32 protein-coding genes are annotated in these 25,231 nt (G+C 69.4%); all 32 read left to right on the plus strand.

Annotated features, from left to right (window positions below; genetic code table 11):
* Window positions 1-57: 57 nt before the first annotated feature.
* The 32 genes from ACIHFD_RS38940 (at window position 58) to rplO (ending at window position 25,068) form a co-directional block, all read left to right on the plus strand.
* Window positions 58-2,523 carry a lantibiotic dehydratase gene (locus tag ACIHFD_RS38940; protein WP_397371245.1) on the plus strand — a complete coding sequence of 822 codons (2,466 nt, stop codon included), beginning with the start codon at window positions 58-60 and terminating at the stop codon, window positions 2,521-2,523.
* Window positions 2,520-3,335, plus strand: coding sequence for a lantibiotic dehydratase C-terminal domain-containing protein (locus ACIHFD_RS38945; RefSeq protein WP_397371246.1), 816 nt, complete (start codon window positions 2,520-2,522; stop codon window positions 3,333-3,335). Before ACIHFD_RS38940 ends, ACIHFD_RS38945 begins: the two co-directional genes overlap by 4 nt.
* Window positions 3,332-4,291 carry a lantibiotic dehydratase C-terminal domain-containing protein gene (locus tag ACIHFD_RS38950; protein ID WP_397371247.1) on the plus strand — a complete coding sequence of 320 codons (960 nt, stop codon included), beginning with the start codon at window positions 3,332-3,334 and terminating at the stop codon, window positions 4,289-4,291. The genes ACIHFD_RS38945 and ACIHFD_RS38950 overlap by 4 nt, the downstream gene beginning before the upstream one ends.
* Complete coding sequence (locus tag ACIHFD_RS38955) at window positions 4,288-5,574, plus strand: SagB family peptide dehydrogenase (protein ID WP_397371248.1); 1,287 nt, start codon at window positions 4,288-4,290, stop codon at window positions 5,572-5,574. The genes ACIHFD_RS38950 and ACIHFD_RS38955 overlap by 4 nt, the downstream gene beginning before the upstream one ends.
* The gene (locus tag ACIHFD_RS38960; RefSeq protein ID WP_397371249.1) at window positions 5,571-7,370 is read left to right on the plus strand and encodes a YcaO-like family protein; all 1,800 of its coding nucleotides are present in this window, start codon (window positions 5,571-5,573) and stop codon (window positions 7,368-7,370) included. The genes ACIHFD_RS38955 and ACIHFD_RS38960 overlap by 4 nt, the downstream gene beginning before the upstream one ends.
* Window positions 7,363-9,207: a TOMM precursor leader peptide-binding protein gene (locus ACIHFD_RS38965; protein ID WP_397371250.1), complete on the plus strand. Its 1,845-nt coding sequence runs from the start codon at window positions 7,363-7,365 to the stop codon at window positions 9,205-9,207. Before ACIHFD_RS38960 ends, ACIHFD_RS38965 begins: the two co-directional genes overlap by 8 nt.
* A gap of 59 nt (window positions 9,208-9,266) precedes the next feature.
* Window positions 9,267-10,457, plus strand: coding sequence for an amidohydrolase (locus ACIHFD_RS38970; RefSeq protein WP_397371251.1), 1,191 nt, complete (start codon window positions 9,267-9,269; stop codon window positions 10,455-10,457).
* Between the two features lie 309 nt (window positions 10,458-10,766).
* On the plus strand, window positions 10,767-11,141 hold the full coding sequence (gene rpsL, locus ACIHFD_RS38975; protein ID WP_020542315.1) for a 30S ribosomal protein S12: 375 nt from the start codon (window positions 10,767-10,769) through the stop codon (window positions 11,139-11,141).
* Between the two features lie 2 nt (window positions 11,142-11,143).
* Complete coding sequence (gene rpsG, locus ACIHFD_RS38980) at window positions 11,144-11,614, plus strand: 30S ribosomal protein S7 (RefSeq protein ID WP_043623423.1); 471 nt, start codon at window positions 11,144-11,146, stop codon at window positions 11,612-11,614.
* A 90-nt stretch (window positions 11,615-11,704) separates the two neighbouring features.
* The gene (gene fusA / locus ACIHFD_RS38985; protein ID WP_397371328.1) at window positions 11,705-13,753 is read left to right on the plus strand and encodes an elongation factor G; all 2,049 of its coding nucleotides are present in this window, start codon (window positions 11,705-11,707) and stop codon (window positions 13,751-13,753) included.
* 111 nt (window positions 13,754-13,864) lie between these two features.
* Entirely contained in the window at window positions 13,865-15,058 is a 1,194-nt protein-coding gene (gene tuf / locus ACIHFD_RS38990) for an elongation factor Tu (RefSeq protein ID WP_350730980.1), read from the plus strand.
* A gap of 257 nt (window positions 15,059-15,315) precedes the next feature.
* A complete protein-coding gene (gene rpsJ, locus ACIHFD_RS38995; protein ID WP_012887830.1) occupies window positions 15,316-15,624 on the plus strand; it encodes a 30S ribosomal protein S10 in 309 nt (102 codons plus the stop codon).
* Window positions 15,625-15,638: 14 nt separating this feature from the next.
* Window positions 15,639-16,292, plus strand: coding sequence for a 50S ribosomal protein L3 (gene rplC / locus ACIHFD_RS39000; protein ID WP_397371252.1), 654 nt, complete (start codon window positions 15,639-15,641; stop codon window positions 16,290-16,292).
* Window positions 16,289-16,939 carry a 50S ribosomal protein L4 gene (gene rplD, locus ACIHFD_RS39005; protein ID WP_397371253.1) on the plus strand — a complete coding sequence of 217 codons (651 nt, stop codon included), beginning with the start codon at window positions 16,289-16,291 and terminating at the stop codon, window positions 16,937-16,939. Before rplC ends, rplD begins: the two co-directional genes overlap by 4 nt.
* Window positions 16,939-17,241, plus strand: a complete 303-nt coding sequence (rplW, locus tag ACIHFD_RS39010; RefSeq protein ID WP_350730984.1) for a 50S ribosomal protein L23 — start codon at window positions 16,939-16,941, stop codon at window positions 17,239-17,241. The genes rplD and rplW overlap by 1 nt, the downstream gene beginning before the upstream one ends.
* Before the next feature lie 108 nt (window positions 17,242-17,349).
* On the plus strand, window positions 17,350-18,186 hold the full coding sequence (gene rplB, locus ACIHFD_RS39015) for a 50S ribosomal protein L2 (protein ID WP_192789895.1): 837 nt from the start codon (window positions 17,350-17,352) through the stop codon (window positions 18,184-18,186).
* 11 nt (window positions 18,187-18,197) lie between these two features.
* On the plus strand, window positions 18,198-18,476 hold the full coding sequence (gene rpsS / locus ACIHFD_RS39020; protein WP_192789896.1) for a 30S ribosomal protein S19: 279 nt from the start codon (window positions 18,198-18,200) through the stop codon (window positions 18,474-18,476).
* Window positions 18,477-18,500: 24 nt separating this feature from the next.
* Entirely contained in the window at window positions 18,501-18,854 is a 354-nt protein-coding gene (gene rplV / locus ACIHFD_RS39025) for a 50S ribosomal protein L22 (protein ID WP_020542306.1), read from the plus strand.
* Window positions 18,854-19,702: a 30S ribosomal protein S3 gene (gene rpsC, locus ACIHFD_RS39030; RefSeq protein WP_364243780.1), complete on the plus strand. Its 849-nt coding sequence runs from the start codon at window positions 18,854-18,856 to the stop codon at window positions 19,700-19,702. Before rplV ends, rpsC begins: the two co-directional genes overlap by 1 nt.
* 2 nt (window positions 19,703-19,704) lie before the next feature.
* The gene (rplP, locus tag ACIHFD_RS39035) at window positions 19,705-20,124 is read left to right on the plus strand and encodes a 50S ribosomal protein L16 (RefSeq protein WP_185070624.1); all 420 of its coding nucleotides are present in this window, start codon (window positions 19,705-19,707) and stop codon (window positions 20,122-20,124) included.
* Window positions 20,124-20,360 (plus strand): 50S ribosomal protein L29, encoded by a 237-nt coding sequence (gene rpmC / locus ACIHFD_RS39040; RefSeq protein WP_106253417.1) that lies wholly within the window; start codon window positions 20,124-20,126, stop codon window positions 20,358-20,360. Before rplP ends, rpmC begins: the two co-directional genes overlap by 1 nt.
* Window positions 20,353-20,637: a 30S ribosomal protein S17 gene (gene rpsQ / locus ACIHFD_RS39045; protein ID WP_185070626.1), complete on the plus strand. Its 285-nt coding sequence runs from the start codon at window positions 20,353-20,355 to the stop codon at window positions 20,635-20,637. The genes rpmC and rpsQ overlap by 8 nt, the downstream gene beginning before the upstream one ends.
* A 196-nt stretch (window positions 20,638-20,833) precedes the next feature.
* Entirely contained in the window at window positions 20,834-21,205 is a 372-nt protein-coding gene (rplN, locus tag ACIHFD_RS39050; RefSeq protein WP_106253399.1) for a 50S ribosomal protein L14, read from the plus strand.
* Between the two features lie 8 nt (window positions 21,206-21,213).
* Window positions 21,214-21,507: a 50S ribosomal protein L24 gene (rplX, locus tag ACIHFD_RS39055; protein WP_350731450.1), complete on the plus strand. Its 294-nt coding sequence runs from the start codon at window positions 21,214-21,216 to the stop codon at window positions 21,505-21,507.
* Window positions 21,507-22,082, plus strand: coding sequence for a 50S ribosomal protein L5 (gene rplE, locus ACIHFD_RS39060; RefSeq protein WP_106253395.1), 576 nt, complete (start codon window positions 21,507-21,509; stop codon window positions 22,080-22,082). The genes rplX and rplE overlap by 1 nt, the downstream gene beginning before the upstream one ends.
* Before the next feature lie 4 nt (window positions 22,083-22,086).
* Complete coding sequence (locus ACIHFD_RS39065) at window positions 22,087-22,272, plus strand: type Z 30S ribosomal protein S14 (protein ID WP_020542298.1); 186 nt, start codon at window positions 22,087-22,089, stop codon at window positions 22,270-22,272.
* Window positions 22,273-22,426: 154 nt separating this feature from the next.
* Entirely contained in the window at window positions 22,427-22,825 is a 399-nt protein-coding gene (gene rpsH, locus ACIHFD_RS39070) for a 30S ribosomal protein S8 (protein ID WP_192789898.1), read from the plus strand.
* A 16-nt stretch (window positions 22,826-22,841) separates the two neighbouring features.
* Complete coding sequence (rplF, locus tag ACIHFD_RS39075; RefSeq protein WP_350730990.1) at window positions 22,842-23,384, plus strand: 50S ribosomal protein L6; 543 nt, start codon at window positions 22,842-22,844, stop codon at window positions 23,382-23,384.
* A gap of 2 nt (window positions 23,385-23,386) precedes the next feature.
* Window positions 23,387-23,770, plus strand: coding sequence for a 50S ribosomal protein L18 (gene rplR / locus ACIHFD_RS39080; RefSeq protein WP_350730991.1), 384 nt, complete (start codon window positions 23,387-23,389; stop codon window positions 23,768-23,770).
* 25 nt (window positions 23,771-23,795) lie between these two features.
* A complete protein-coding gene (gene rpsE / locus ACIHFD_RS39085; RefSeq protein WP_349446692.1) occupies window positions 23,796-24,425 on the plus strand; it encodes a 30S ribosomal protein S5 in 630 nt (209 codons plus the stop codon).
* A gap of 2 nt (window positions 24,426-24,427) precedes the next feature.
* Complete coding sequence (gene rpmD, locus ACIHFD_RS39090; protein WP_080043226.1) at window positions 24,428-24,610, plus strand: 50S ribosomal protein L30; 183 nt, start codon at window positions 24,428-24,430, stop codon at window positions 24,608-24,610.
* A gap of 2 nt (window positions 24,611-24,612) precedes the next feature.
* Entirely contained in the window at window positions 24,613-25,068 is a 456-nt protein-coding gene (gene rplO / locus ACIHFD_RS39095) for a 50S ribosomal protein L15 (RefSeq protein WP_350730993.1), read from the plus strand.
* Window positions 25,069-25,231: the final 163 nt, after the last annotated feature.

Consider the following 25,231-nt stretch of genomic DNA (forward strand, 5'->3'; position numbering starts at 1 on the left):
TTGCGGCGCCCGCGCCTGTTGCCTTTTGGCGCCAATAAAGCGAATGGGGCTCATGTAATGACGGTTATTGAGCGGGAAAACGACGGCCCGCCGGTCGCTGTCCGCACGTGCGGGGTCGCGGCTGCGGAGCTGGAATCCCTGCGATGGGACGAGTCCTATGCGCTGGTGACCCGGCTGCTCGCCGAGACCGCCCGGGTGGAAGCGGACGGGCGGCGGCTGGCCGTGGCGCTCGGTGACGTCATCGGAGAGCTCGGCGCGTCCGGGCCCCGGCCCGCGCTCGTGGGGCTGCGGCGGGCGCTGCACACCGGGCGTCTTCCCGCCGGGCGGGAGTGGGGGTCCGAGGCCGGGGCGGCGCTGCCGTACGGGCTGAGGGGTGAGGTGGAGGAGTGGGTACGGCGTGCACGCGAGTGCGCCGCGCTGCGCGCCCGCCTGCCCGAGGTCGTCGCCCGGGAGTCCCTGGAGAAGGAGGAACGGCTGCGCGCCGCCGCGGCCGAGCCCGCCTTCCGCAGGGGGCTGGCGCTGGCCGGTGGCGAGTTGGCGGCCGACCTGGAGAGATGGCTCGCGGACCCTGCCCGGCGCCCCAAGCCGCAGAAGCTGCTCAGGCTGGCCAAGTACCTGGTCAGGGCCGCCGTGAAGACCAGCCCGTACAGCACCTTCACCAGCACCGGACGGGCGGTGTGGGGCGGTGCCGAGCGGCACCTGGAGGGCGTGGTGCCGGTGCTGGAGGTCGACGGTGTCCGGACGTTCTCGGACGATTGGGTCAGGGTGAATCCGTCGATCACCGTCGCGGGCGGGATGGCGGAGTTCATCGGGCCGCCTCCCGGGGAGGCGCTGGTGTCCATCGGGGTGACGGAGGCGGTGGCCGCGTGCCTGCGTGTCGCGGAGGGCGGGGAGTGGGTGCGGCGGGGCCGGTTCGCCGAGGCTCTGGGGGCTGAGCCTGCCGCAGTCACGAAATTTCTGGACAAGCTGCTTACGGTCGGGCTCCTGGAGGCCCGCCCGGACGACGGCCCGCCCCCGGACCTGCTGGACGGGCTCCGGCGCACGGAACGCGCCACCGACCCGTCCACCTTCCGTCACGAACTCGCGCAACTGATCGCCGCCGCCGACGCCAATACGACCAAGAGCGCCGCCCCTGCCGAGCGCGCCACTTGGGGCGGTGCTGGTGGCGGTGGCATCGCTGGGGGAGCCGGCGGTGTGGGGCGGCCGGTGGTGCATGAGGTCGCGGTGTGCGTTGAGCCCGTGACGAGGCTTGATCCGGCGCGATGGCGTGGCGGGCTTGCCGATCTCGACGTCGTACGCCACTGGCTGGCCGTTTTCGACGCCAAGCACCCCATGCGCCTGGCGGTCGCCGACTACCTCACCACCCGGTACGGCCCCGACCCGGCCGTCCCCTTCCTCAAGCTCCACCGCCACATCCAGCGCGAGCTGGCCGGCACCGGCGAGGCAGGCCGGGAGTTGCGCGCGTTCCTCGGCTCATCGGCCGCCTGGACCCAGCCGCCGGCCACCTCCGCCCTCCCCAGGATCCGGGAGCTGGAGCACCTCAGGGCCGAGGCGAGAATCCTGGCGCTGGACGCGGAGGACCCCGACGGCACCTGCCGCGTCACCCCCGAACGGCTGGCCGCGCAGCTGGAGTCGTGGCCGTCCTGGATCGCGATCCCCGCCTCCTCGGCCTGCTACGTGCAGTCGGTGGCCGACACCCTGGTGCTCAACGTCGTCCACGGCGGGCACGGCCGAGCCCTGCGCAGGCTCGACCACCTCGTCGAACGCGCCGGCGGTCACCCCGAGCCGCTCCGGCTCCAGGACCCGGAGGGTGCGGTCTACGCCGAGTTCTCCGGCGACCTGGGCTCCACGCTCAACGCGCGCCCGCCGAGCACCCGATACGAGATCGACTACCCCCACTCGCCCGGCACGCGCCCGCCCGACCTGCGGCTGCCGCTCACGGACCTGCACGTGACGCTCTGCCCGGACAGCGGCCTGCCCGAGCTGCGTTCCAAGCGGCTCGGCCGCCGGGTCGTGCCGTTGCATCTCGGGATGGCCGCCGAGTTCCGGCTGCCGCCGGCCGCGCGGTTCATCGAACGGGTCTTCGGCCCCGGCTACCTGCTCCATCCCAGCTCGCCACCGCTGGTGCGGATGGGCCGGGTCCCGTCGGAGGTGACCCGATATCCGCGCGTCGAGGCCGGGCGAGTGGTGGTGCAGCGGCGTCGCTGGCTGGCGCCGGGGGGCACGCTGCCGGTGCGCGCGAAGGGCGAGGGCGACGCGGCGTACCTCACGCGGCTGATCGCCTGGGCGGACGGGTACGGCGTACCGCACCGATCGTTCGTCCGCGCCTGGCCGGAGCAGACGGGCGACAAAGGGCAGGACAAGGCGCGCAAACCGCTCTTCCTGGACCTGGCGAACCTGTTCCTGGTCAAGAACTTCGAGCGGCAGATACGCGGCTGCGCGTTCGCGCTCTTCGAGGAGGCGCTGCCCGACCCGGGGCCGGAGCGGGTGACCGAATACCTGATCGAGGTGGGAGGCCGATGAGCTGGGTCAGTGTGCACGTCTTCTCGCAGGGGCCGCTCGACGACATGATCAGCGGCCTGGCCGGGCCGCTCCTCGGCGACGACGGCTTCTTCCTGCGCTACTGGGAGGGCGGCCCGCATCTGCGGATCAGGGTCAGGTCCCACCCGGCGGAGCACGTCGTCGAGCGGGCCGAGGCGTATCTGCGCGAGCATCCGTCGCAGGCGGTGATCGACCCGGAGGAGTACGCCAGGCTCGCCGCGTCCCTCGCCGCCCGCGAAGGCGTCCCGGGCTACGCACGGCGTCTCTATCCGAACGACTCCGCCCACCTCATCCCGTACCGGCCGGAACACGACCGCTACGGCACCGGCCGCTCGCTCGACGCCGTGGAGCGGCACTTCCACGACTCCAGCGTGATCGCACTCCAGCTGATCGAGGCAGGGCTCGGACACGAGAGGCGGAGCGTGGCATGGCTGACCATGCTGCTGGTCGCCTGGCAGGTCGCGGGGGAGGGCAGGATGTTCGGTCCACCCGCTGATGCCGGGTTGCCTGTGGCCCGCGAGCGGATGGTGGCGCTGGTCGAGCATGCCAGGACGGTGACACAGGGGCCTCCGCCGAGTGAGCCCCGTGGCGTGGTCGCCACCTGGTACGCCTCGATCGCGGGGCTGGCGGAGGAGCTGGCGGCGGCGGGGTTCGACGCGGCGCGGACGGGGGCGACCGTCGACCTGGCCGCGCATCTGCTGGCCAACAGGCTGGGGATCCGGGTGCAGGAGGAGGCCCGGCTGCGTCACCTGGCGTCCCGGGCCTCGCGGGAGTCGGAGGTGGGGGTCGGATGACCTGGACGCGGCTGCGGGTGGACTATCACGACGGCCCGATGGACGACCTCATCCTGGACGCGATCCGGCCGGCCTGGCATGAAATACGGGGATATTTCCTGCGCCACTGGGTGCGCGGCCCGCACCTGCGGATCTTCGTGGACGGCGACGCCACGAAGATCGCCCGGGCGGTCGAGCGCCATCTGGCCGCCGAGCCGTCCGCCGGGACCACCGACCCGCAGGCGCTGCTCCCCCTGCACGAGCGCCTGGCCGAGCTGGAAGGCGAACAAGGGCCGCTGCTGCCATGGGCGCCCGACAACACCGTCGCCGCCGAACCCCCAGGGCTCGACACCGAGCTCGACCGGTTCCTCGCGGACTTCTACGCCGACACCACCGAGGCCGCGTTCGACGCCCTCGACCGGGTCAGAGCCGGCACACCGCTGCCGGGCATCGCCTTCGACCTGGTGGTCGCCACGGCGCACGACCTGTCGGAGGGCGGCCTGCCCGCCGCCAGGACCTCGCTGCGCTCGCACGCCGAGGCGTACCTGTCGCGCCTGCCGGAAGCCGTCCGCGCCCAATGGCAGGCCCACTACGAACGCAACAGGGAGCCGCTCACCACCAGGATCAAGGCCCTGACCGGCGCCGCAGAGCCCGGCGCGTGGCTGCGTACGATCCGGGCCACCCACGACCGGGGCCGAACCCTCATCGACGAGGGGCGCTTGAGCCTCCGCTACGCCACCGGCGGCCCCGCCACCCAGCCCCCGCTCGCCGAGGTCTCCCCCTTCCACCGGCACCTGGAGACCGACGAACGCTGGCTCGCCCTGAAGGACACGCCCGCCTTCGCCGCCTACCGTCTGGCCCTGAACTGCGCGTACCTCCACCTCACCAGGCTCGGCCTCACGCCCGACCAGCGCTTCCTGATCTGCCACCTCGCCGCGAGCGCCGCCGACGACGTCTACCGGGCCGCGGCCTCATGACCGGGGAACGGTACGAGCTGCGCGCCGGAGTGCACCTGGCCCGGCTGGACGCGGGGGTCCGCCTGTTCGCCTGGCCGCACGCCGAGACCCTCGGCGAACTCACGCGGGATGAGCTCGACCTGCTCCGCGACCTGGCCGCCGGACCCCGCACGGCCGGGGGACCGCTCGTCGAACGGTTGCGCGCCGGAGGCTGGCTCAAGATCACGAAAACCCAGGACGGCACGCCCCTCTACACGCTCGACCCGCTGCGCCCGCCGCCGCCACGTCCGGCGGTGCCGGAGCGGCCGGTTCTGTCCAGGTTCGCCACGCTGCGGCGCGAGGGGGAGGCGCTGGTCGCCAGCTCCCCGCTCGCCTGGTGCGACCTGTACGTCCACGACCCCGCCCTGGTCGGCGACGTGGTCCGGCCCGGCGGCGAGGTCCTGGCCGACCTGGTGTGGGCCGGGCTGGCCGTGCCCGAGGGGGCCGAGGAGCGGGAGCTGCGGTTCCGGCAGTGGGCCCCGCACGAGCTGGAGTTCCATGATCGGAGCCGGGTGGGTCACCGTGGCTACCTGGGCGACGGGTTCGGCGGGACGTTCTGGGCCCGCGGCCGGTTCGATCCGCTGCCCGCACGGCCCCGGCCCTACCCCGGCCGGGCGATCGAGCTGCCCACGCCCGACCTGGACGAGCTGCGGCTCAAGGACCCCTCGCTCACGGACGTGCTGGAGGGCCGCAGGTCCGTACGCGAGCACGACGACGCGCGCCCGATCACCCTCGACCTGCTCGGCGAGCTGCTGTACCGCACGGCCAGGGTGCGGGAGTGCTGGACAGCCGACGGCGTCGAGTACACCCGCAAGCCGTACCCCTCCGGAGGGTCCGTCCACGAGCTGGAGATCTACCCCGTCGTCAGGAACGTGGCCGGGCTCGAACCCGGCATGTACCACTACGACGGGCACGACCACGTGCTCAGACCGGTACGCGAGGCCGGCCATCCCGCCGTGCGCCGGCTGCTGACCGTCGCCGGGCACGGCGCCGCCACCGGCCGCCGCCCCCAGGTCCTGCTCGCGGTCTCCAGCCGCGCCGGCCGGCTGCTGTGGAAGTACGAAGGCATGGGGTACGCGCTGACGCTCAAACACGTGGGCGTGCTCTACCAGACGCTCTACTGCGTGGCCACGGCGATGGGCCTGGCGGCCTGCGGGCTCGGCAGCGGCGACTCGGCCGCGTTCGCCGAGGCGACCGGGCGGGACCAGCTCGAGGAGTGCGCGGTCGGCGAATTCATGATCGGAACCGCGGAGGCACCACGTTGAACGACTTCAAGCCCAGACTTCCCGCCGACGTACGCTTCGCGCCCACCTCCGGCGGTGTCGCCTTCCTCACCCGCGAAGGCGTGGTGCGGATGAACGGGGCCTCCGTCCACCTGTGGGTGGAGCGGCTGGCCGTGCACCTCGACGGGAGCAGGACCGTGGCCGAGCTGACCGCGGAGCTGCCCGACGAGCGGCGGGCGTTCGTGACGAGCCTGCTGACCACGCTGCGCGAGCGCGGGCTGGTGGAGGACGCGGGGGAGCGGGGGGTGCTGCCCGTGGCGGCCGGCGCCACGTGCTCGCTGCTGGCCGACGCGGACCGGTTCGGCGAGCTGGCGCCCGCCCTGGCCGACGCCATGCGCAGGCTGGGGCTGGAGGTGCTGGGGGAGCCGTCGGGCGGGGCGCTCGTGCATGTCGCGGCGGCCGACGCGGACGGGCTGGCCGCCGCCGGGCGCCTCGACCGGCTGAGCGCCGAGCGCGGGCTGCCCGTCGCGCACGTGCTGCTGCGCGAGGGTGAGGCGTGGTGGAGCGAGAGCGGCGTCGTCGGGCGCGACGTCCCGCCGTGGGCGGCCGGGTGGCGGCGGCTGGCGGCCATGGAGGCCTTCCCGCGTACCGCCGGGCACGTCTCCGTGTCACCCGTCGCCGCTGCCGTGGTCGCCGGGCAGGTGGTGGCGGACCTGGGGCGCTGCCTGTCCGGAACGCCCCGCGTGTCCGGCGGTCCGCGTCTGCACGTGGTGGATCTGGACGGGTTCGGCACGCGTACGCACTCCTTCCTGCCGCACCTGGCGGCGCTGCCGCCCGGGACGGGGGCGAGCGCGGGGCCGCTCGGCGAGGAGGAGTTCTCGCGGCGGGCGGCCAGGTTGATGGACTCGCGGACGGGGGTGTTCGCCGAGATCGAGGAGGGGGAGTACGGGCAGCTCCCGCTGCACGTTTCGGTGACCACGGTGGCCGATCCGATGGGGATTCTCGGACGGTCGCGAGTGCGGGTGATCGGCGTGGGGGCGGACTTCGCCGCCGCGCGATACCGGGCGGCGCTGAAGGCGATCACCGTGCACGGGCTGCTCGCCCTCGACCCCCGCCGCCTGGTCACGGCCGACGGGACACCACTGACCGGCGCGGATGACCGCTTCGTGGCAGACCCGCTGGTGGACGACGTCGCGGCGGGACGGGTCGAGGCGTTCGTGCGCGGCCGTGAGCTCGTCGAGGGCGGTGAGGTGCTGTTGCCCGCCCGCGCGGTGTTCCTGGACCCGCACGCCACCGGGGCCGCCGCGGGTTACTCGGCCGAGGAGGCGCTGGTCGCGGGATTGCTGGACCACTGCGCGGCGCTGGCCGGGGTCGGCGGGCCGCTGCCGGCCGTGGACGTGGGCGGCGCGCAGGCGGCCGACGACGAGACCGCGCGTTCGGCGGCGCTGCTGGACGCGATCGGGCTGCCGTACCAGGTGCTGGACGCCACCGGCCCGTCGGGCGTGCCCGTGTACGCCGGGACGCTCGGCGGGCGGCTGGTGGCGCGGGCGGCGGGCGTCACGCCCTTGGCCGCGCTGCGGGCCACGCTCGAAGGGATCCTGGCCGCGTACCAGGGCATTCCCGGCTCCGCGCCCCTGCCCGAGCTGTGCCCGGCCGTCGCGCAGGAGCCGCCGGTTGCCGTCGACACCGAGGCGGCCGGGCTCGGCGCAGATGAGCTCGCCGCCGCCCTGGCCGGAGCCGGGCTGCGGGTCAGCGCCGTTCCGCTGGATCACGACCGGGAGGTACACGCGCTCATGCCGCACGTCGTCCGCGTCGTCACGGAGCCGCTCCATGGCTGAGGTCATGGGGACGGGCCTGCTGGCCGAGGAGATCACGATCGCGCTGAAGGACCGCGACGGGCGGGAGGAGGTGACGATCACCGCCTGCGACGGCTGGGCGCGCGGCCCTCGGCGCGACGGGGCCGCGTGGCTGCCCGTGTGGGTCGAGTACGGGGTCGCCGTCATCGGGCCGCTGCGACGGCCCGGCGAACCCGGCTGCCTGACCTGCTTCGAGACCCGCCGAAACCGGGTCAGGACCGACAGCGCCGATCGGGCCGCCGTCCTGGCCGTCCACGGCCCCGAACTCGCCGAGCGGGCCTCCCCGTACCTCGGCCGCCTGGCCGCCCGCACGATCGCGGCCCTGGCCGCGCACGCCGCCGAGGGTCCCGGGTGCGCCGTCTGGTACGTCGACCTGCACACGCTCACCGCCGAGCGCCACACGTTCCTGCCGGAACCCCACTGCCCCGACTGCGGCGGCCTGCCGGACGACGACCGCGCGTCCGCCGTGTTCGAGCCCGGCGCCGCCCCGCGACCCCCCGGCTACCGGGTCAGGGACGTGCCGGCCGAGCACGGCGCGCTGCTCGACACGTACGTGGACGGCGAATGCGGGCTGATCAGACCCCTCGTCCGGGACACGCTCGGCGGCCTGGTGATCGCCGGGGCGATGCTGCCGCTGCGGTTCGAGGGCGGTTCGGAGCCCGGCGTGGGCCGCACCCGCGGCTACCGGGCCAGCGAGGTCACCGCCGTGCTCGAAGCGCTCGAACGGTGGGGCGGCGTCGAGCCCGGCGGCAAGCGCACGCGCGTGCGGGCCTCCTACGCGGAGGTGGCCGCGGACGCGCTCGACCCGCGAACGCTGGGCGAGCACGACACCTCGTCCTACGGGAGGGAGGGGTTCGCGTTCCGGCCGTTCACCGAGGACGCCGTCTGCGACTGGGTGTGGGGGTACTCCTTCGGCCGGCGGGCGCCGATCCTCGTGCCGGAGAGCCTGGCTTATTACTATGTACGGGGGCGGGAGCGGCCGTTCCTGTTCGAGATCTCGAACGGGTGCGCGCTCGGCGGCAGCATGGCCGAGGCCCTGCTCTACGGGCTGCTGGAGACGGTCGAGCGGGACGCCTTCCTCATGACCTGGTACGGCCGGCTCCCGGTGCCGCGGATCGACCCCGTCACGGCACGGGACCGCACCATCCCGCTCCAGGCCGCCGCGATCACCGCGGAGACCGGCTACCGGGTCGAGCTGTACGACACGACGATGGAGCACGGCGTCCCCAGCGTGTGGGCGATGGGCGTGCGGCAGGACGGCGACCCGGGCAGGCCGCGCATGGTGTGCGCCGCCGGGGCCCATCTGGTGCCGGAGAAGGCCGTGCTCGGCGCGCTGAGCGAGCTCGGGCCACTGCTGGCCGACCTGATTCGGCGATATCCAGACGAGGTCCACCGAGCTCAGGAGATGGTGGCAAATCCTGATCTGGTGGCCACGATGCACGACCACTCCACCCTGTACGGCGCCGACGCCGCTTTCGACCGGCTCTCGTTCCTGACCGAGGGCACGGCCGTGCGACGCCTGCCCGACATGGAGGCGTTCACCGTGCCCGGCGATCTCGACGTCACGCGGGTGGTGGACCGCTTCCTCGCCGAGGGCATGGACGTCGTCGTCATCGACCAGACCACGCCGGAGCACCGGGCCTGCGGCTTCTCCTGCGTCAAGGTGCTGGTCCCCGGCACGCTCCCGATGACCTTCGGCCACCGCAACCGCAGGGTGCGCGGTCTGACGCGTCCGCTGGAGCTGCCGTACCGGCTCGGCCACCGCACCGCGCCCCTGACCCCCGCCGACCTGAACCCCGACCCGCACCCCTTCCCATGACCGCCGAACCATCCCCCGCCCCGCCCGAACCGTCTCCCGCGCCGCCGGGGTCGTCTCCTGTGACCGCCGAGCTGCGTGACCTGGCGATCTTCCGGGCCGACCTGCACGCCCACCCCGAGCTGTCCTGGCAGGAGGACAGGACGGCCGCTCGCCTGGCGGGACGGCTGGTCGCGGCCGGGTACGAGGTGACGACCGGGGTGGGCGGCCATGGGGTGGTCGGGAGGCTGCGCCGCGGCGACGGGATCACGGTCATGCTCAGGGCCGAACTGGACGCGCTCCCCGTCAAGGAGGAGACCGGCCTGTCGTACGCGAGCACCGCCACCGCGACGACCCCCGACGGCAGGACGGTCCCGGTCTCCCACGCCTGCGGTCACGACCTCCACCTCGCCTGCCTGGCCGGCGCCGCCCGGCGGCTGGCCGCCTCCGACGACTGGCGGGGCACGGTGCTCGTGATCGGCCAGCCCGCGGAGGAGACCCTGGAGGGCGCCGCGGCGATGCTGGCCGACGGCCTGTACGAGCGGTTCGGCGTCCCGGACGTGGCGCTGGCCCAGCACGTCTCGCCGTTCCCCGCGGGCCTGATCGCCTACCCGGAGCCGCCCACCGTGGCCGGCGCCGAACTCCACGTCGTCGTCACGGGAGACGGCGGGCACGTTGGAGACGTGGGCCAAGCCGTCGGGTGCAATCCGGTCGCGGCCGTCGCCGCGCTCGTCCACCGGCTCGATCAGGCGGCGTTCGACCAGGCGATCGTCACCGTGGGGACGCTGCACGCGGGCGAGCGCGCGAACGTCGTCCCCACCCTCGCCGAGGCGGGGATCACGGTCAGGGCCGCGACGGAGGACGCGGTGACCCGGGCGGTCGCCCGCGTCGCGCGGCTGGCGGAGGAGACGGCGGGAGCCGGCGTCATCGTGGTCTCCAGGGTGCCGCCCGGCGTGAACGACCGCGCCGCCACCGCCCTGGTACGCCGGGCCCACGAGGCCGCGCTCGGCACGGTCGTCACCGCCCCCGGCGGCTCGGCCTGCGAGGACTTCCCCCTCTACAGCGTCCCTTCCGTCTACTGGTACGTAGGCGCGGCCCCACCCTCTGGCCTGGTCGGACGCCCGCATACCGGGACTTTCCGCCCCGATCCCGTGCCCGCGTTGAGGGCAGGGGTCACCGCCATGCAAACGGCTGCCCTGGCAGTCCTTGCGAACCCGTCACAGTTCGCCCCTCCATCCCGATATCATGGACCCGGAGCAGTAGCCGAGCACTGATGAAAACGGTCTCGGCGTCCTGGAGTGGCAAGGCTTGTCCGCTTTGCCGCGCCGCTTTGACGTGTCGCAGAGGCCTGGGTAGTCTTGAGCTTCGTGCCCGTCTCTAGCGGGCTCTCGACCGTGCGCTCATTACGAGCGCGGGACGGCTTCCTGGCTCGTAAACCTCGCGGGACGTCTGCGTGAATAGCGCGACACGCCCGAGCGCGGGGGCACCGAGACAAGAAAAATCAGCAGGTCATGACACCGGCAGTACCTGCGAAATGCATCACAACTGACGAAACACCGGCCAAGGCACGAAACGGAGTGGCAGTGCCCACTATTCAGCAGTTGGTCCGCAAGGGCCGGCAGGACAAGGTCTCGAAGACCAAGACTCCTGCCCTCAAGGGGAGTCCGCAGCGGCGCGGCGTGTGCCAGCGCGTGTACACCACGACCCCGAAGAAGCCCAACTCGGCACTGCGCAAGGTGGCCCGCGTTCGACTCACGAACGGCATCGAGGTCACGGCCTACATCCCGGGTGTGGGCCACAACCTGCAGGAGCACTCCATCGTGCTCGTGCGTGGCGGTCGTGTGAAGGACCTGCCCGGTGTTCGCTACAAGATCATCCGTGGCTCGCTGGACACCCAGGGTGTCCGCAACCGCAAGCAGGCCCGCAGCCGCTACGGCGCCAAGAAGGAGAAGAGCTAACTATGCCTCGCAAGGGTTCTCCTGGCCGTCGTCAGCTCATGTCTGACCCGGTTTACAGCTCGCCCCTGGTGACCGCCCTGATCAACAAGGTGCTTCTCGACGGCAAGCGCTCCATCGCGCAGTCCATCGTGTACGGCGCCCTCGAGGGCTGCAGGGAGAAGACCGGCAACGACCCGGTCGTCACCCTGAAGCGCGCGCTCGACAACGTCAAGCCGACCCTCGAGGTCCGCAGCCGCCGCGTCGGTGGTGCCACGTACCAGGTGCCGGTCGAGGTGCGCGCCGCGCGCAGCACCACCCTGGCCCTGCGCTGGCTGGTGCAGTACTCCCGCGCCCGCCGCGAGAAGACCATGACCGAGCGCCTCATGAACGAGCTCCTCGACGCCAGCAACGGCCTTGGGGCGAGTGTCAAGAAGCGCGAGGACACCCACAAGATGGCCGAGTCCAACAAGGCCTTCGCCCACTACCGCTGGTAACCCCGGCGGGTTCGACGAGACGACGAGGACGCGAGAGAAGTGGCCACCACGACCGCTCTTGACCTGGCCAAGGTCCGAAACATCGGGATCATGGCCCATATCGACGCGGGCAAGACCACCACGACCGAGCGCATCCTGTTCTACACCGGTATCAACTACAAGATCGGTGAGGTCCACGAGGGCGCTGCCACGATGGACTGGATGGAGCAGGAGCAGGAGCGCGGCATCACGATCACGTCTGCCGCGACCACCTGTGAGTGGATCGGTCACACCATCAACATCATCGACACCCCGGGTCACGTCGACTTCACCATCGAGGTGGAGCGTTCGCTCCGTGTCCTCGACGGTGCCGTCGCCGTGTTCGACGGCGTCGCGGGTGTCGAGCCGCAGTCGGAGACGGTGTGGCGCCAGGCTGACCGCTACGACGTCCCCCGGATCTGCTTCGTCAACAAGATGGACCGTGTCGGCGCGGAGTTCCACCGCTGCGTCGACATGATGATCAGCCGTCTGGGCGCGACCCCGGCTGTCATCCAGCTTCCCTGGGGCGTTGAGGCCGACTTCAAGGGCGTCATCGACCTCGTCAAGATGAAGGGTTACATCTGGAGCGCCGAGGCGGCCAAGGGCGAGATGTACGACACCGTCGACATCCCGGCCGACCACGCCGAGGCCGCTCGCGAGTGGCGTGACCGGCTCATCGAGACGGTCGCCGAGAACGACGACGAGCTGATGGAGCTCTTCCTCGAGGGCGTCGAGCCCACCGAGGAGCAGCTGGTCGCGGCCATCCGCCGCGCTACGCTGGCCAGCGCCATCAACCCGGTGCTCTGCGGCACCGCGTTCAAGAACAAGGGCGTGCAGCCCCTGCTCGACGCGATCGTCGCCTTCCTCCCGGCCCCGACCGACATCCCGGCCTTCAAGGGCCACGCGGTCGGCCACGAGGACAAGGTCATCGAGCGTCACGCCGACCCGACCGAGCCGTTCTCCGCTCTGGCCTTCAAGATCGCGAGCGACCCGCACCTGGGCAAGCTCACCTACATCCGCATCTACTCGGGCACGCTCGAGACCGGTTCACAGGTTGTCAACTCTGTGAAGGGTAAGAAGGAGCGGATCGGCAAGATCTACCAGATGCACGCCAACAAGCGCGAGGAGCGCCCGACGGCGATTGCCGGTCAGATCGTCGCGGTCATGGGTCTGAAGGACACCACGACCGGCGACACCCTGTCCGACCCGACCAACCAGGTCGTGCTCGAGTCGATGACGTTCCCGGCTCCGGTCATCAACGTCGCCATCGAGCCCAAGACCAAGGGCGACCAGGAGAAGCTGTCGACCGCCATCCAGCGGCTGGCCGAGGAGGACCCGTCCTTCCAGGTTCGCCGCGACGAGGAGACCGGTCAGACGGTCATCTGGGGCATGGGCGAGCTTCACCTGGAGATCCTCGTCGACCGCATGCGTCGCGAGTTCAAGGTCGAGGCCAACGTCGGCCGCCCGCAGGTGGCCTACCGCGAGACCATCCGCCGCAAGGTGGAGAAGCTCGACTACACCCACAAGAAGCAGACCGGTGGTTCCGGTCAGTTCGCGCGGGTGATCATCAACCTCGAGCCGCTGGGTGAAGGCAACGACGGCTACGAGTTCGAGAACAAGGTCACGGGTGGTCGTGTCCCGAGGGAGTACATCCCGTCGGTCGACGCGGGCGCCCAGGAGGCCGCCGAGTTCGGCGTGCTGGCCGGCTACCCGATGGTGGGCGTGAAGGTGACGCTCGTCGACGGTGCCGCGCACGACGTCGACTCCTCGGAAATGGCGTTCAAGATCGCCGGCTCGATGGCCTTCAAGGAGGCCGCGCGCAAGGCGGACGCAGTGCTTCTCGAGCCGATGATGGCCGTCGAGGTCACCACGCCCGAGGACTACATGGGTGATGTCATCGGTGACCTCAACGGTCGCCGCGGACAGATCCAGTCTATGGACGAGCGGGCCGGCGCCCGTGTCGTCACGGCGCTCGTGCCGCTGTCTGAGATGTTCGGCTACGTGGGTGACCTGCGTAGCAAGACGCAGGGGCGCGCGAGCTACAGCATGCAGTTCGACTCCTACTCGGAGGTGCCCCCGGGCATCGCCAAGGAGATCGTCGCGAAGGCCCGGGGCGAATAAAGTCCTGGTCCCTGGTGGGGTGGTGAGAGCCACCCCGCCGCCAAGGGGTTCGGGAGTTCCCGGGCCCGAGTGTGTAGACGAAAGTCAGTCAGATTCTCAAGGAGAGAACCAGTGGGCAAGGCCAAGTTCGAGCGGACTAAGCCGCACATGAACATCGGCACCATTGGACACATCGACCACGGCAAGACCACGCTGACCGCGGCGATCACCAAGGTGCTTCACGACCGTTTCCCCGAGCTGAACAAGGCGACCCCGTTCGACAAGATCGACAAGGCGCCCGAGGAGAAGGCTCGCGGCATTACGATCTCCATCGCGCACGTCGAGTACCAGACCGAGAAGCGTCACTACGCTCACGTTGACTGCCCCGGTCACGCCGACTACGTGAAGAACATGATCACCGGTGCTGCCCAGATGGACGGCGCCATCCTCGTGGTCGCCGCCACCGACGGCCCGATGCCGCAGACGAAGGAGCACGTCCTCCTGGCCCGCCAGGTCGGCGTCCCCTACATCGTCGTGGCCCTCAACAAGGCCGACATGGTCGACGACGAGGAGATCCTCGAGCTCGTCGAGCTGGAGGTCCGTGAGCTCCTGTCCGCTCAGGAGTTCCCCGGCGACGACCTGCCCGTCGTCCGCGTCTCCGCTCTCAAGGCTCTCGAGGGCGACCAGAAGTGGGCCGACAGCATCATCGAGCTGATGAACGCCGTCGACGAGAACGTGCCCGAGCCCCCGCGTGAGACGGACAAGCCGTTCCTCATGCCGGTCGAGGACGTCTTCTCGATCACCGGTCGTGGCACCGTCGTCACCGGTCGTATCGAGCGCGGCATCGTCAAGGTCAACGAGCAGGTCGACATCATCGGCATCAAGCCGGAGAAGACGACCACCACCGTCACCAGCATCGAGATGTTCAACAAGATGCTCGACGAGGGTCACGCCGGTGACAACGCCGCCCTGCTGCTCCGCGGCATCAAGCGCGACGACGTCGAGCGCGGCCAGTGCATCATCAAGCCGGGCACGACCACCCCGCACACCGAGTTCAACGGCCAGGTCTACATCCTGTCCAAGGACGAGGGCGGCCGCCACACGCCGTTCTTCAACAACTACCGCCCGCAGTTCTACTTCCGTACGACTGACGTGACCGGTGTCGTGAACCTCCCCGAGGGCACGGAGATGGTCATGCCGGGCGACAACACCGAAATGCGCGTTGAGCTGATCCAGCCCATCGCCATGGAGGAAGGCCTCAAGTTCGCGATCCGTGAGGGTGGCCGCACCGTCGGCGCCGGCCGGGTCGTGAAGATCATCAAGTAGCTAGACCGTCGGGGCGGCGGTCGGCCCCGGACTCGGAGCCGACCGCCGAACCACGTTAGGGACCTCATGTGAAGGCCGTGATCCAGCAGTTGCTTCGGCCGAAGAGATATGACCGAAGTCACTGCCGGATCACGGAAGAAAAGGCAGATCCACTGCGTCTGCCTCGTGGGGTCTAGCAGGCTTCGACCTGCACCAATACAGCGGCATCAGGCCGCACGATACTTTTTCAGACGACAGCGAAGGACACCGAGGCCACTATGGCGGGACAGAAGATCCGCATCCGGCTTAAGGCCTATGACCACGAGGTCATCGACAGCTCGGCCAAGAAGATCGTCGAGACGGTGACGCGGACTGGCGCGAAGGTCGCGGGCCCGGTGCCGCTGCCGACCGAGAAGAACGTGTACTGCGTCATCCGCTCGCCGCACAAGTACAAGGACAGCCGCGAGCACTTCGAGATGCGCACGCACAAGCGGCTGATTGACATCATCGACCCGACCCCCAAGACGGTTGACTCGCTCATGCGGCTCGACCTCCCCGCGGGTGTCGACATTTCGATCAAGCTCTGAGGGAACACACTGACATGGCTAAGACGATCAAGGGCGTCCTGGGCAAGAAGCTCGGCATGACCCAGGTCTTCGACGCGGACAACCGGCTGGTGCCGGTGACCGTGGTCGAGGCCGGTCCGTGTGTGGTGACCCGCGTCCGCACTGCAGAGAAGGACGGCTACTCCGCCGTCCAGCTCGGCTTCGGGCAGGTCGACCCCCGGAAGGTCAACAAGCCGCTCGGCGACTACCTGCGTAAGCACGACATCACCCCGCGCCGTTACTTCGCGGAGATCCGCACCGACGACGCGAGCGACTACACCCTGGGCCAGGAGCTGCTGGCCGACACCTTCGAGGCCGGCCAGTTCGTCGACGTGACGGGCAAGAGCAAGGGCAAGGGCTTCGCCGGTGTCATGAAGCGGCACGGCTTCGCCGGTCTGGGCGCGTCGCACGGTACGCAGCGCAAGCACCGTTCGCCGGGTTCCATCGGTGGCTGCGCCACCCCGGGCCGCGTTTTCAAGGGTCTGCGCATGGCTGGTCGGATGGGTAACGTCCGCACCACCGTGCAGAGCCTCAAGGTTCACTCCGTGGACGCCGAGAAGGGCCTCATCCTGATCAAGGGTGCGATCCCCGGCGCCAACGGAAGCCTGGTCCTCGTTCGCACCTCTGCCAAGAAGGGGGCTGCCAAGTGAGCACCACTATTGACGTCCTCGACGCCAGCGGCGCGAAGGCCGGCACCGTCGACCTGCCCGAGAACATCTTCGGCGCCAAGGTCAACGTGCCGCTGATCCACCAGGTGGTCGTGGCCCAGCTCGCCGCTCGCCGGCAGGGCACCCACAAGGCCAAGACCCGCGGTGAGGTCTCCGGCGGCGGCAAGAAGCCGTACCGCCAGAAGGGCACCGGCCGCGCCCGTCAGGGCTCGACCCGTGCGCCGCAGTTCACCGGCGGTGGCACCGTCCACGGCCCCGTGCCGCGCGACTACTCGCAGCGCACGCCCAAGAAGATGAAGGCCGCCGCGCTGCGTGGCGCCCTCTCCGACCGGGCCGGCGGCGGTCGCGTCCACGTGGTCAGCTCGCTGGTCTCCAGCGAGACGCCCAAGACCAAGGCCGCCCTCGAGGCGCTGCGCAAGGTCACCCAGGCTCCGCGCGTCCTCGTCGTCGTCGACGAGGCCGACGAGCTGACGTGGCTGAGCCTGCGTAACGCTCCCGAGGTCCACCTGCTGGACGCGGGGCAGCTCAACACGTACGACGTGCTCGTGGCGGACGACGTGGTCTTCACGCAGGAGGCGTATGACCAGGTCGTCGCTCGCCTGAGCGACAGCGGGAAGGAAGAGGCCTGATGGAGAAGATCGCCGACCCGCGCGACATCATCATCAAGCCGGTCGTCTCTGAGAAGAGCTACGGCCTGATCGATGAGAACAACAAGTACACGTTCCTGGTGAAGAACACCGCGAACAAGACTCAGGTCAAGATCGCTGTTGAGCAGATCTTCGGGGTCAAGGTCACCAGCGTGAACACGATCAACCGGCAGGGCAAGCGCAAGCGCACCCGTACCGGTTTCGGCAAGCGTCCCGACACCAAGCGCGCGATCGTGAGCCTGGTCGAGGGCGATCGGATCGACATCTTCGGTCAGATCGGCTAGCAGCGCCATAGAAGTGAGTGCGGGCCGCACGGCCTGTGCGGGGTCGAGACCGTCGCGCTTTCGCGCGGCGGGCTCACCCATGTAACCGACGAAGGATGAACGAAAAAGATGGGCATCCGTAAGTACAAGCCGACGACCCCGGGTCGCCGCGGGTCGAGTGTCTCGGACTTCTCCGAGATCACCCGCAGCACGCCCGAGAAGTCGCTGCTTGCGCCCCTTCACAGCAAGGGCGGCCGTAACGTACACGGCCGGGTCACCGCCCGCCACCAGGGCGGCGGTCACAAGCGCGCCTACCGGATCATCGACTTCCGTAGGCATGACAAGGACGGCATTCCGGCCAAGGTCGCTCACATCGAGTACGACCCCAACCGCACCGCCAACATCGCTCTGCTCCACTACGCCGACGGCGAGAAGCGCTACATCATCGCGCCGACCGGCATCAAGCAGGGCGACCGTATCGAGAACGGCCCCGCTGCCGACATCAAGCCGGGCAACTGCCTGCCGCTGCGCAACATCCCGACCGGTACCTTCATCCACGCGGTGGAGCTCCGTCCGGGCGGCGGCGCCAAGCTCGGCCGCTCCGCGGGCGCACAGATCCAGCTGCTCGCCAAGGAAGGCCAGTACGCCACGCTGCGTATGCCGTCCGGCGAAATGCGCATGGTCGACGTGCGCTGCCGGGCGACGGTGGGCCAGGTCGGCAACGCCGAGCAGGCCAACATCAACTGGGGCAAGGCCGGCCGTATGCGGTGGAAGGGCAAGCGCCCCACCGTCCGCGGTGTCGCGATGAACCCCGTCGACCACCCGCACGGTGGTGGTGAGGGCAAGACCTCCGGTGGTCGCCACCCGGTGAACCCGAAGGGCAAGCCCGAGGGGCGCACCCGCCAGGCCAACAAGGCCAGCGACCGACTGATCATCCGTCGTCGGAGCAAGAGGAAGAAGCGGTAGGAGCAGCCGAAATGCCACGTAGCCTTAAGAAGGGTCCCTTCGTGGACGGTCACCTTCAGAAGAAGGTCGACGTCCAGAACGAGAAGGGCACCAAGAACGTCATCAAGACGTGGTCGCGGCGCTCCATGATCGTTCCCGACATGCTCGGGCACACGATCGCCGTGCACGACGGCCGCAAGCACGTCCCGGTTTTCGTCACCGAGTCGATGATCGGCCACAAGCTGGGAGAGTTCGCCCCCACGCGGACCTTCCGCAGCCACGTCAAGGAAGACCGCCGCAGCCGGCGGTAAGCGTCCCGGAAGTAGGAGAAAGCGATGGAAGCCAGGGCTCAGGCGCGGTTCGTCCGTGTCACGCCCCAGAAGGCCCGCCGTGTGGTGGACCTCATTCGCGGGCTGCCCGCTTCGGAGGCGCAGGCCGTGCTGCAGTTCGCTCCCCAGTCGGCGAGCGAGCCGATCTACAAGGTGCTCAGCAGCGCCATGGCGAACGCTGAGCACAACTTCGACCTCGACCCGCAGACGCTCGTCGTCAGCCGGGCGTGGGTCGACGAGGGCCCGACGCTGAAGCGGTTCCGCCCGCGTGCCCAGGGTCGTGCCTATCGGATCAACAAGCGGACGAGCCACATCACTGTGATCGTGGAGTCCCGCGAGCCGAAGGGAAGGACCCGATAGTGGGCCAGAAGGTTAACCCGCACGGGTTCCGCCTCGGCATCACGACCGACTTCAAGAGCCGGTGGTACGCCGACAAGCTGTACAAGTCGTACGTCGCCGAGGACGTGGCGATCCGCCGCATGCTGCAGAAGGGCATGGAGCGGGCCGGCATCTCCAAGGTCGAGATCGAGCGCACGACGGACCGCGTGCAGGTGGACATCCACACCGCGCGTCCCGGCATCGTGATCGGCCGCCGCGGCGCCGAGGCGGACCGTATCCGTGGCGACCTGGAGAAGCTGACCAAGAAGCAGGTCCAGCTCAACATCCTCGAGGTCAAGAACCCGGAGATCGACGCGCAGCTCGTCGCGCAGGGCGTTGCCGAGCAGCTGTCCAGCCGTGTCTCGTTCCGCCGCGCCATGCGCAAGGCGATGCAGTCGGCCATGAAGTCCGGCGCCAAGGGCATCCGTGTCCAGTGCTCCGGTCGTCTGGGCGGCGCCGAGATGTCGCGGTCGGAGTTCTACCGTGAGGGCCGCGTGCCGCTGCACACCCTCCGCGCGGACATCGACTACGGCTTCTACGAGGCCCGTACGACCTTCGGCCGCATCGGCGTGAAGGTCTGGATCTACAAGGGCGAGGCTCCGACCAGCCGCGCCGAGCGTGAGGCGGCCGCCGCCGGCGCTCGTGCCGGCCAGCGTCGCGAGCGTGACGACCGTCGTGGTGGCGGCGGCGACCGTCCGCGTCGTGGTGGCGGCGACCGCCCCCGTCGCGGTGGCGGTGGCCGTGGCGACCGCGCCCCCCGCACTGAGGCGGCCTCGCAGGCCGCCCCCGAGACCGGCCCGGCTGCGCAGCCGGGTGCTGAAGGGAGCTGACCATGCTGATCCCGCGCAGGGTCAAGCACCGCAAGCAGCACCGGCCTGACCGCAGCGGAGCCGCCAAGGGCGGCACCAGGGTCACGTTCGGCGAGTTCGGCATCCAGGCGGTTGAGCACTCCTACGTGACCAACCGTCAGATCGAGTCCGCTCGTATCGCCATGACCCGTCACATCCGCCGTGGCGGCAAGGTGTGGATCAACATCTACCCCGACCGTCCGCTCACCAAGAAGCCTGCCGAGACCCGCATGGGTTCCGGTAAGGGTTCGCCGGAGTGGTGGATCGCCAACGTCAAGCCCGGACGCGTGATGTTCGAGCTGTCCGGCGTGGCGGAGCCGATCGCCCGCGAAGCGCTTCAGCGTGCGATCCACAAGCTCCCGATGAAGTGCAAGATCGTTAAGCGTGAAGTGGGTGAGGCGTGATGGCTAAGGGCCTGACCGCCGGCGAGCTGCGGCTCGAGGACGAGGACACCCTCGTCCAGAAGCTGAAGGAGGCCAAGGAGGAGTTGTTCAACCTCCGCTTCCAGGCGGCGACCGGTCAGTTGGAGAGCCACGGGCGGCTGCGCGCCGTCCGCCGCGAGATCGCCCGTATCTACACCGTGATGCGCGAGCGCGAGCTGGGCATCGTCACGGTCGAGAAGGAGACGAGCGATGGCTGAGACCGAGACCACTGAGACGAACGAGCAGCGGAACTTCCGCAAGGTCCGCGAGGGCCTCGTGGTGAGCGACAAGATGGACAAGACCGTCGTCGTCGCCGTTGAGGACCGCGTCAAGCACCGTCTGTACGGCAAGGTCATCCGCCGTACGACCAAGTACAAGGCGCACGACGAGGCCAACGCCTGCGGCGTCGGCGACCGCGTGCTGCTCATGGAGACCCGCCCCCTCTCCGCCACCAAGCGGTGGAGGGTCGTGGAGATCCTCGAGAAGGCGAAGTAACTCTCCTTCTCGACATATACCGCGCCTCGTGGGGGCTCTGAGAGCCCCCATGACGGCGTCCAAGGACGCGGGGCCACATGCGGGCCTCGCGTCGCCTGCGGTGCGGCGCCTACGGGCGTTGTGGCCGTGGGAACAAGACAACGACGGTTCCGCCAGGCTCAGAAATGAGAACCGGCGCGACTAACAGGAGTTCAACGTGATCCAGCAGGAGTCGCGGCTCAAGGTCGCCGACAACACGGGCGCGAAGGAGATCCTTTGCATCCGTGTTCTCGGTGGCTCGGGCCGACGCTACGCCGGTATCGGCGACATCATCGTCGCCACTGTCAAGGACGCGCTGCCGGGCAGCACGGGCGTCAAGAAGGGCGACGTGGTCAAGGCCGTCATCGTCCGCACGGTCAAGGAGCGCCGCCGGCCCGACGGCTCCTACATCCGCTTCGACGAGAACGCCGCCGTCATCATCAAGGACAGCGGTGACCCTCGTGGCACTCGTATCTTCGGCCCGGTCGGCCGCGAGCTGCGCGACAAGAAGTTCATGCGCATCATCTCGCTCGCCCCGGAGGTGCTGTAATGCCGAAGCTGCATGTGAAGAAGGGTGACCTGGTCAAGGTCATCGCCGGCAAGGACAAGGGTGCCAAGGGTCACGTCATCGCCACGCTCCCGCACGAGGACCGTGTGGTGGTCGAGGGCGTCAACATGATCAAGAAGCACTCGAAGGAGACCCACCAGGGTCCGCGCGGCGCCAAGACCGGCGGCGTGCAGACCATGGAGGGCCCCATCCACGTCTCGAACGTGAAGAAGCTCAAGGACGAGAAGCCCGCCGAGAAGAAGGCCGACGAGAAGAAGGCCGACGAGACGGGTGAGGACAGCTGATGACTGCCACGACCACTGAGACCGAGCGCCCGACGCCGCGACTCAAGACGAAGTACCGCGAGGAGATCGCGGCCCAGCTTCGCGAGCAGTTCGGCATCGAGAACGTCATGCAGATCCCCGCGCTGACCAAGATCAAGGTCAACATGGGCGTCGGCGAGGCGGCTCGCGACTCGAAGCTCATCGAGGGCGCCGTCCGCGACCTCACCGTGATCACCGGCCAGAAGCCGGCCGTCGTCCGGGCGCGCAAGTCCATCGCCCAGTTCAAGCTGCGCGAGGGCATGCCGATCGGCGCGCACGTCACGCTGCGCGGCGACCGCATGTGGGAGTTCCTCGACCGCCTGCTGGCGCTGGCCCTGCCCCGTATCCGGGACTTCCGCGGCCTGTCGCCCAAGCAGTTCGACGGCAACGGCAACTACACCTTCGGTCTGACCGAGCAGGTCATGTTCCACGAGGTCGACCAGGACAAGGTCGACCGGCCGCGGGGCATGGACATCACGATCGTGACCACGGCGAAGAACGACGACCAGGGCCGGGCGCTGCTGAAGCTCCTCGGCTTCCCGTTCAAGGAGGCCTGATCCAATGGCGAAGAAGTCGCTGATCGCCAAGGCGGGGCGCAAGCAGAAGTTCGAGGTCCGGGCGTACACCCGTTGCTCGCGTTGTGGCCGGCCGCGCGCCGTCTACCGCAAGTTCGGGCTCTGCCGCGTGTGCTTCCGCGAGATGGCGCACCGGGGCGAGCTGCCCGGCATCACCAAGTCGAGCTGGTAGATAACCTTAGGGGCGGCCTCCGTGCCGCCCCTGGGTGATCATATTTCAGAAGAAGACCCGGGCGCTCTCGAAGAGCGTCCATGACCGCGCCGAAGGTCCACCGGCAGAGCGCTGCTTGGCCGACTGGAAACCGCGGCGAGGAAGGCCACTGGCCATGACGATGACCGACCCGATCGCAGACATGCTCACACGTCTGCGTAACGCGAATTCGGCGTACCACGACAGCGTGACGATGCCGTACTCGAAGATCAAGGCGCACATCGCCGAGATCCTCCAGCAGGAGGGTTACATCCAGGCTTGGACCGTCGAAGACGCCAAGGTTGGCAAGAACCTCGTGGTGGAGCTCAAGTTCGGGCCCACCCGTGAGCGGTCGCTCGCGGGCCTGCGCCGGGTTTCCAAGCCCGGTCTGCGGGTTTATGCAAAGAAGGACAACCTGCCTCGAGTCCTGGGCGGACTGGGCGTCGCGATCATCTCGACGTCCGCCGGTCTCATGACCGACAAGCAGGCCGGCAAGCGTGGCGTGGGCGGGGAAGTCCTCGCCTACGTCTGGTAGAGGGGAGGAACACAGCATGTCGAGAATCGGACGGCTGCCCATCCCTGTGCCCAGCGGCGTAGACATCACGATCGCCGGCCAGGATGTCCAGGTCAAGGGCCCGAAGGGCACGCTCAGTCACAAGGTCGCCGAGCCCATCACGGTCGCTCGCGACGAGGACGGCGCCATCGCCGTCGCCCGGCCCAACGACGAGAACAAGGTCCGTGCGCTGCACGGCCTGTCCCGGACGCTGATCGCCAACATGGTGCAGGGCGTCACCCAGGGTTACTCCAAGTCCCTGGAGATCGTCGGCGTCGGTTACCGCGTCCAGGCCAAGGGCCCGACGCAGCTGGAGTTCTCACTGGGCTTCAGCCACCCGGTCATCGTGGACGCCCCCGAGGGCGTCACCTTCCGCGTCGAGAAGCCGACCCTGTTCCACGTGGACGGCATCGACAAGCAGAAGGTCGGCGAGGTCGCGGCCAACATCCGCAAGCTGCGCAAGCCTGACCCGTACAAGGGCAAGGGCGTGCGCTACCAGGGCGAACAGATCCGCCGCAAGGTCGGAAAGGCTGGTAAGTAGGCATGGCTCCGAAGACTGCGTTCAGCAAGCACACGGCTGCCCGCACCGTCTCGCGGGCCCGCCGTCACCGCCGCGTCCGCAAGAACGTCGTCGGCACGACTGCGCGTCCGCGCCTGGTCGTCAACCGTTCGACCCGTCACATGTTCGTCCAGATCGTGGACGACACCGTCGGCCACACGCTGGTGAGCGCGTCCACCATGGACCCCTCGCTGCGCGTGCTCGAGGCGGACAAGACCGAGAAGGCGAAGAAGGTCGGCGAGCTCCTCGCTCAGCGGGCCAAGGAAGCCGGGATCACCGCTGTCGTGTTCGACCGCGGTGGCAACCGCTACGCCGGCCGCATCGCGGCTCTGGCGGACAGCGCCCGCGAAGGCGGGCTCGAATTCTGATGGCAACTGAGAAGAGGAACCACTGATGGCTGCAGCTCCGCGTCGCGGTGGCGGCACCGGTGGCGAGCGGCGGGACCGTCGTGACGATCGCCGCGGTGGCGCCGCCGACAAGGGCGTCTCGTACATCGAGCGCGTAGTGAAGATCAACCGTGTGGCCAAGGTCGTGAAGGGTGGTCGTCGCTTCAGCTTCACCGCCCTCGTCATCGTCGGTGACGGCAACGGCCTGGTCGGCGTCGGCTACGGCAAGGCCAAGGAAGTGCCCGCGGCCATCGCCAAGGGCGTCGAAGAGGCGAAGAAGCACTTCTTCAAGGTGCCTCGGATCCAGGGCACCATCCCGCACACCGTGCAGGGCGAGGAGGCGGCCGGTGTCGTCTTCCTGCGTCCGGCCTCGGCCGGTACCGGCGTCATCGCCGGCGGTCCGGTGCGCGCGGTGCTGGAGTGCGCCGGCATCCACGACGTGCTGTCGAAGTCGCTCGGCTCCGACAACCCGATCAACATCGTGCACGCCACCGTGGCGGCGCTGAAGGGCCTCTCGCGCCCCGAGGAGATCGCCGCCCGCCGTGGCCTGCCGATCGAGGACGTCGCTCCGGCCCGCATGCTGAAGGCTCAGCGTGAGGGTCTCGCCGAGGCGGCGGCCGCGAAGGCGGTGAGCTAGTCATGGCACGCCTGAAGATCACTCAGGTTCGCTCGAAGATCGGTGGCAAGCAGAACCAGCGTGACTCGCTGCGTTCGCTTGGCCTGAAGCGAATCGGCGACGTCGTCGTCAAGGAGGACCGGCCCGAGATTCGCGGGATGGTCTCCGTGGTGACGCACCTCGTCGAGGTGGAAGAGGTCGACTAGTCATGACTGACAAGGCTCCGCTCAAGATTCACGACCTGCGTCCCGCCCCCGGCGCCAACAAGGCCAAGATCCGCAAGGGTCGCGGCGAGGCGTCGAAGGGCAAGACGTCCGGTCGCGGCACCAAGGGCAGCCACGCCCGTACGACGGTCCCCCTCGGTTTCGAGGGTGGCCAGGTGCCGCTGCAGAGGCGTCTGCCGAAGCTCAAGGGCTTCTCCAACGCGCTGTTCAAGACGACCTACCAGGTCGTCAACCTGGACAAGCTCGGCGAGCTGTTCCCCGACGGTGGCGAGGTCACCGTCGAGTCGCTGGTCGCCAAGGGCGCTGTCCGCAAGAACCAGCTCGTGAAGGTGCTCGGCACCGGCGAGATCTCCGTCGCTGTGAACGTTCAGGCTCACGCCTTCTCGTCCGCGGCGAAGGAGAAGATCGCCGCTGCGGGTGGCTCCGTTACCGAGCTGTAAGAGCTATTACGAGGCGTGGGGGCTTTGACAAATGCCCCCACGCCCGTAGTGCGTTAGAGTTCGCGAGACGGCAGGCTTCTGACCGTCTCGTCTGACCTAAGACAGACATGGCAGATCCTCGCACCATCGCATACTCACACCGCCGTAAAGGCGCGCAGGAGGG

This window comes from Nonomuraea sp. NPDC051941, from assembly GCF_044593615.1.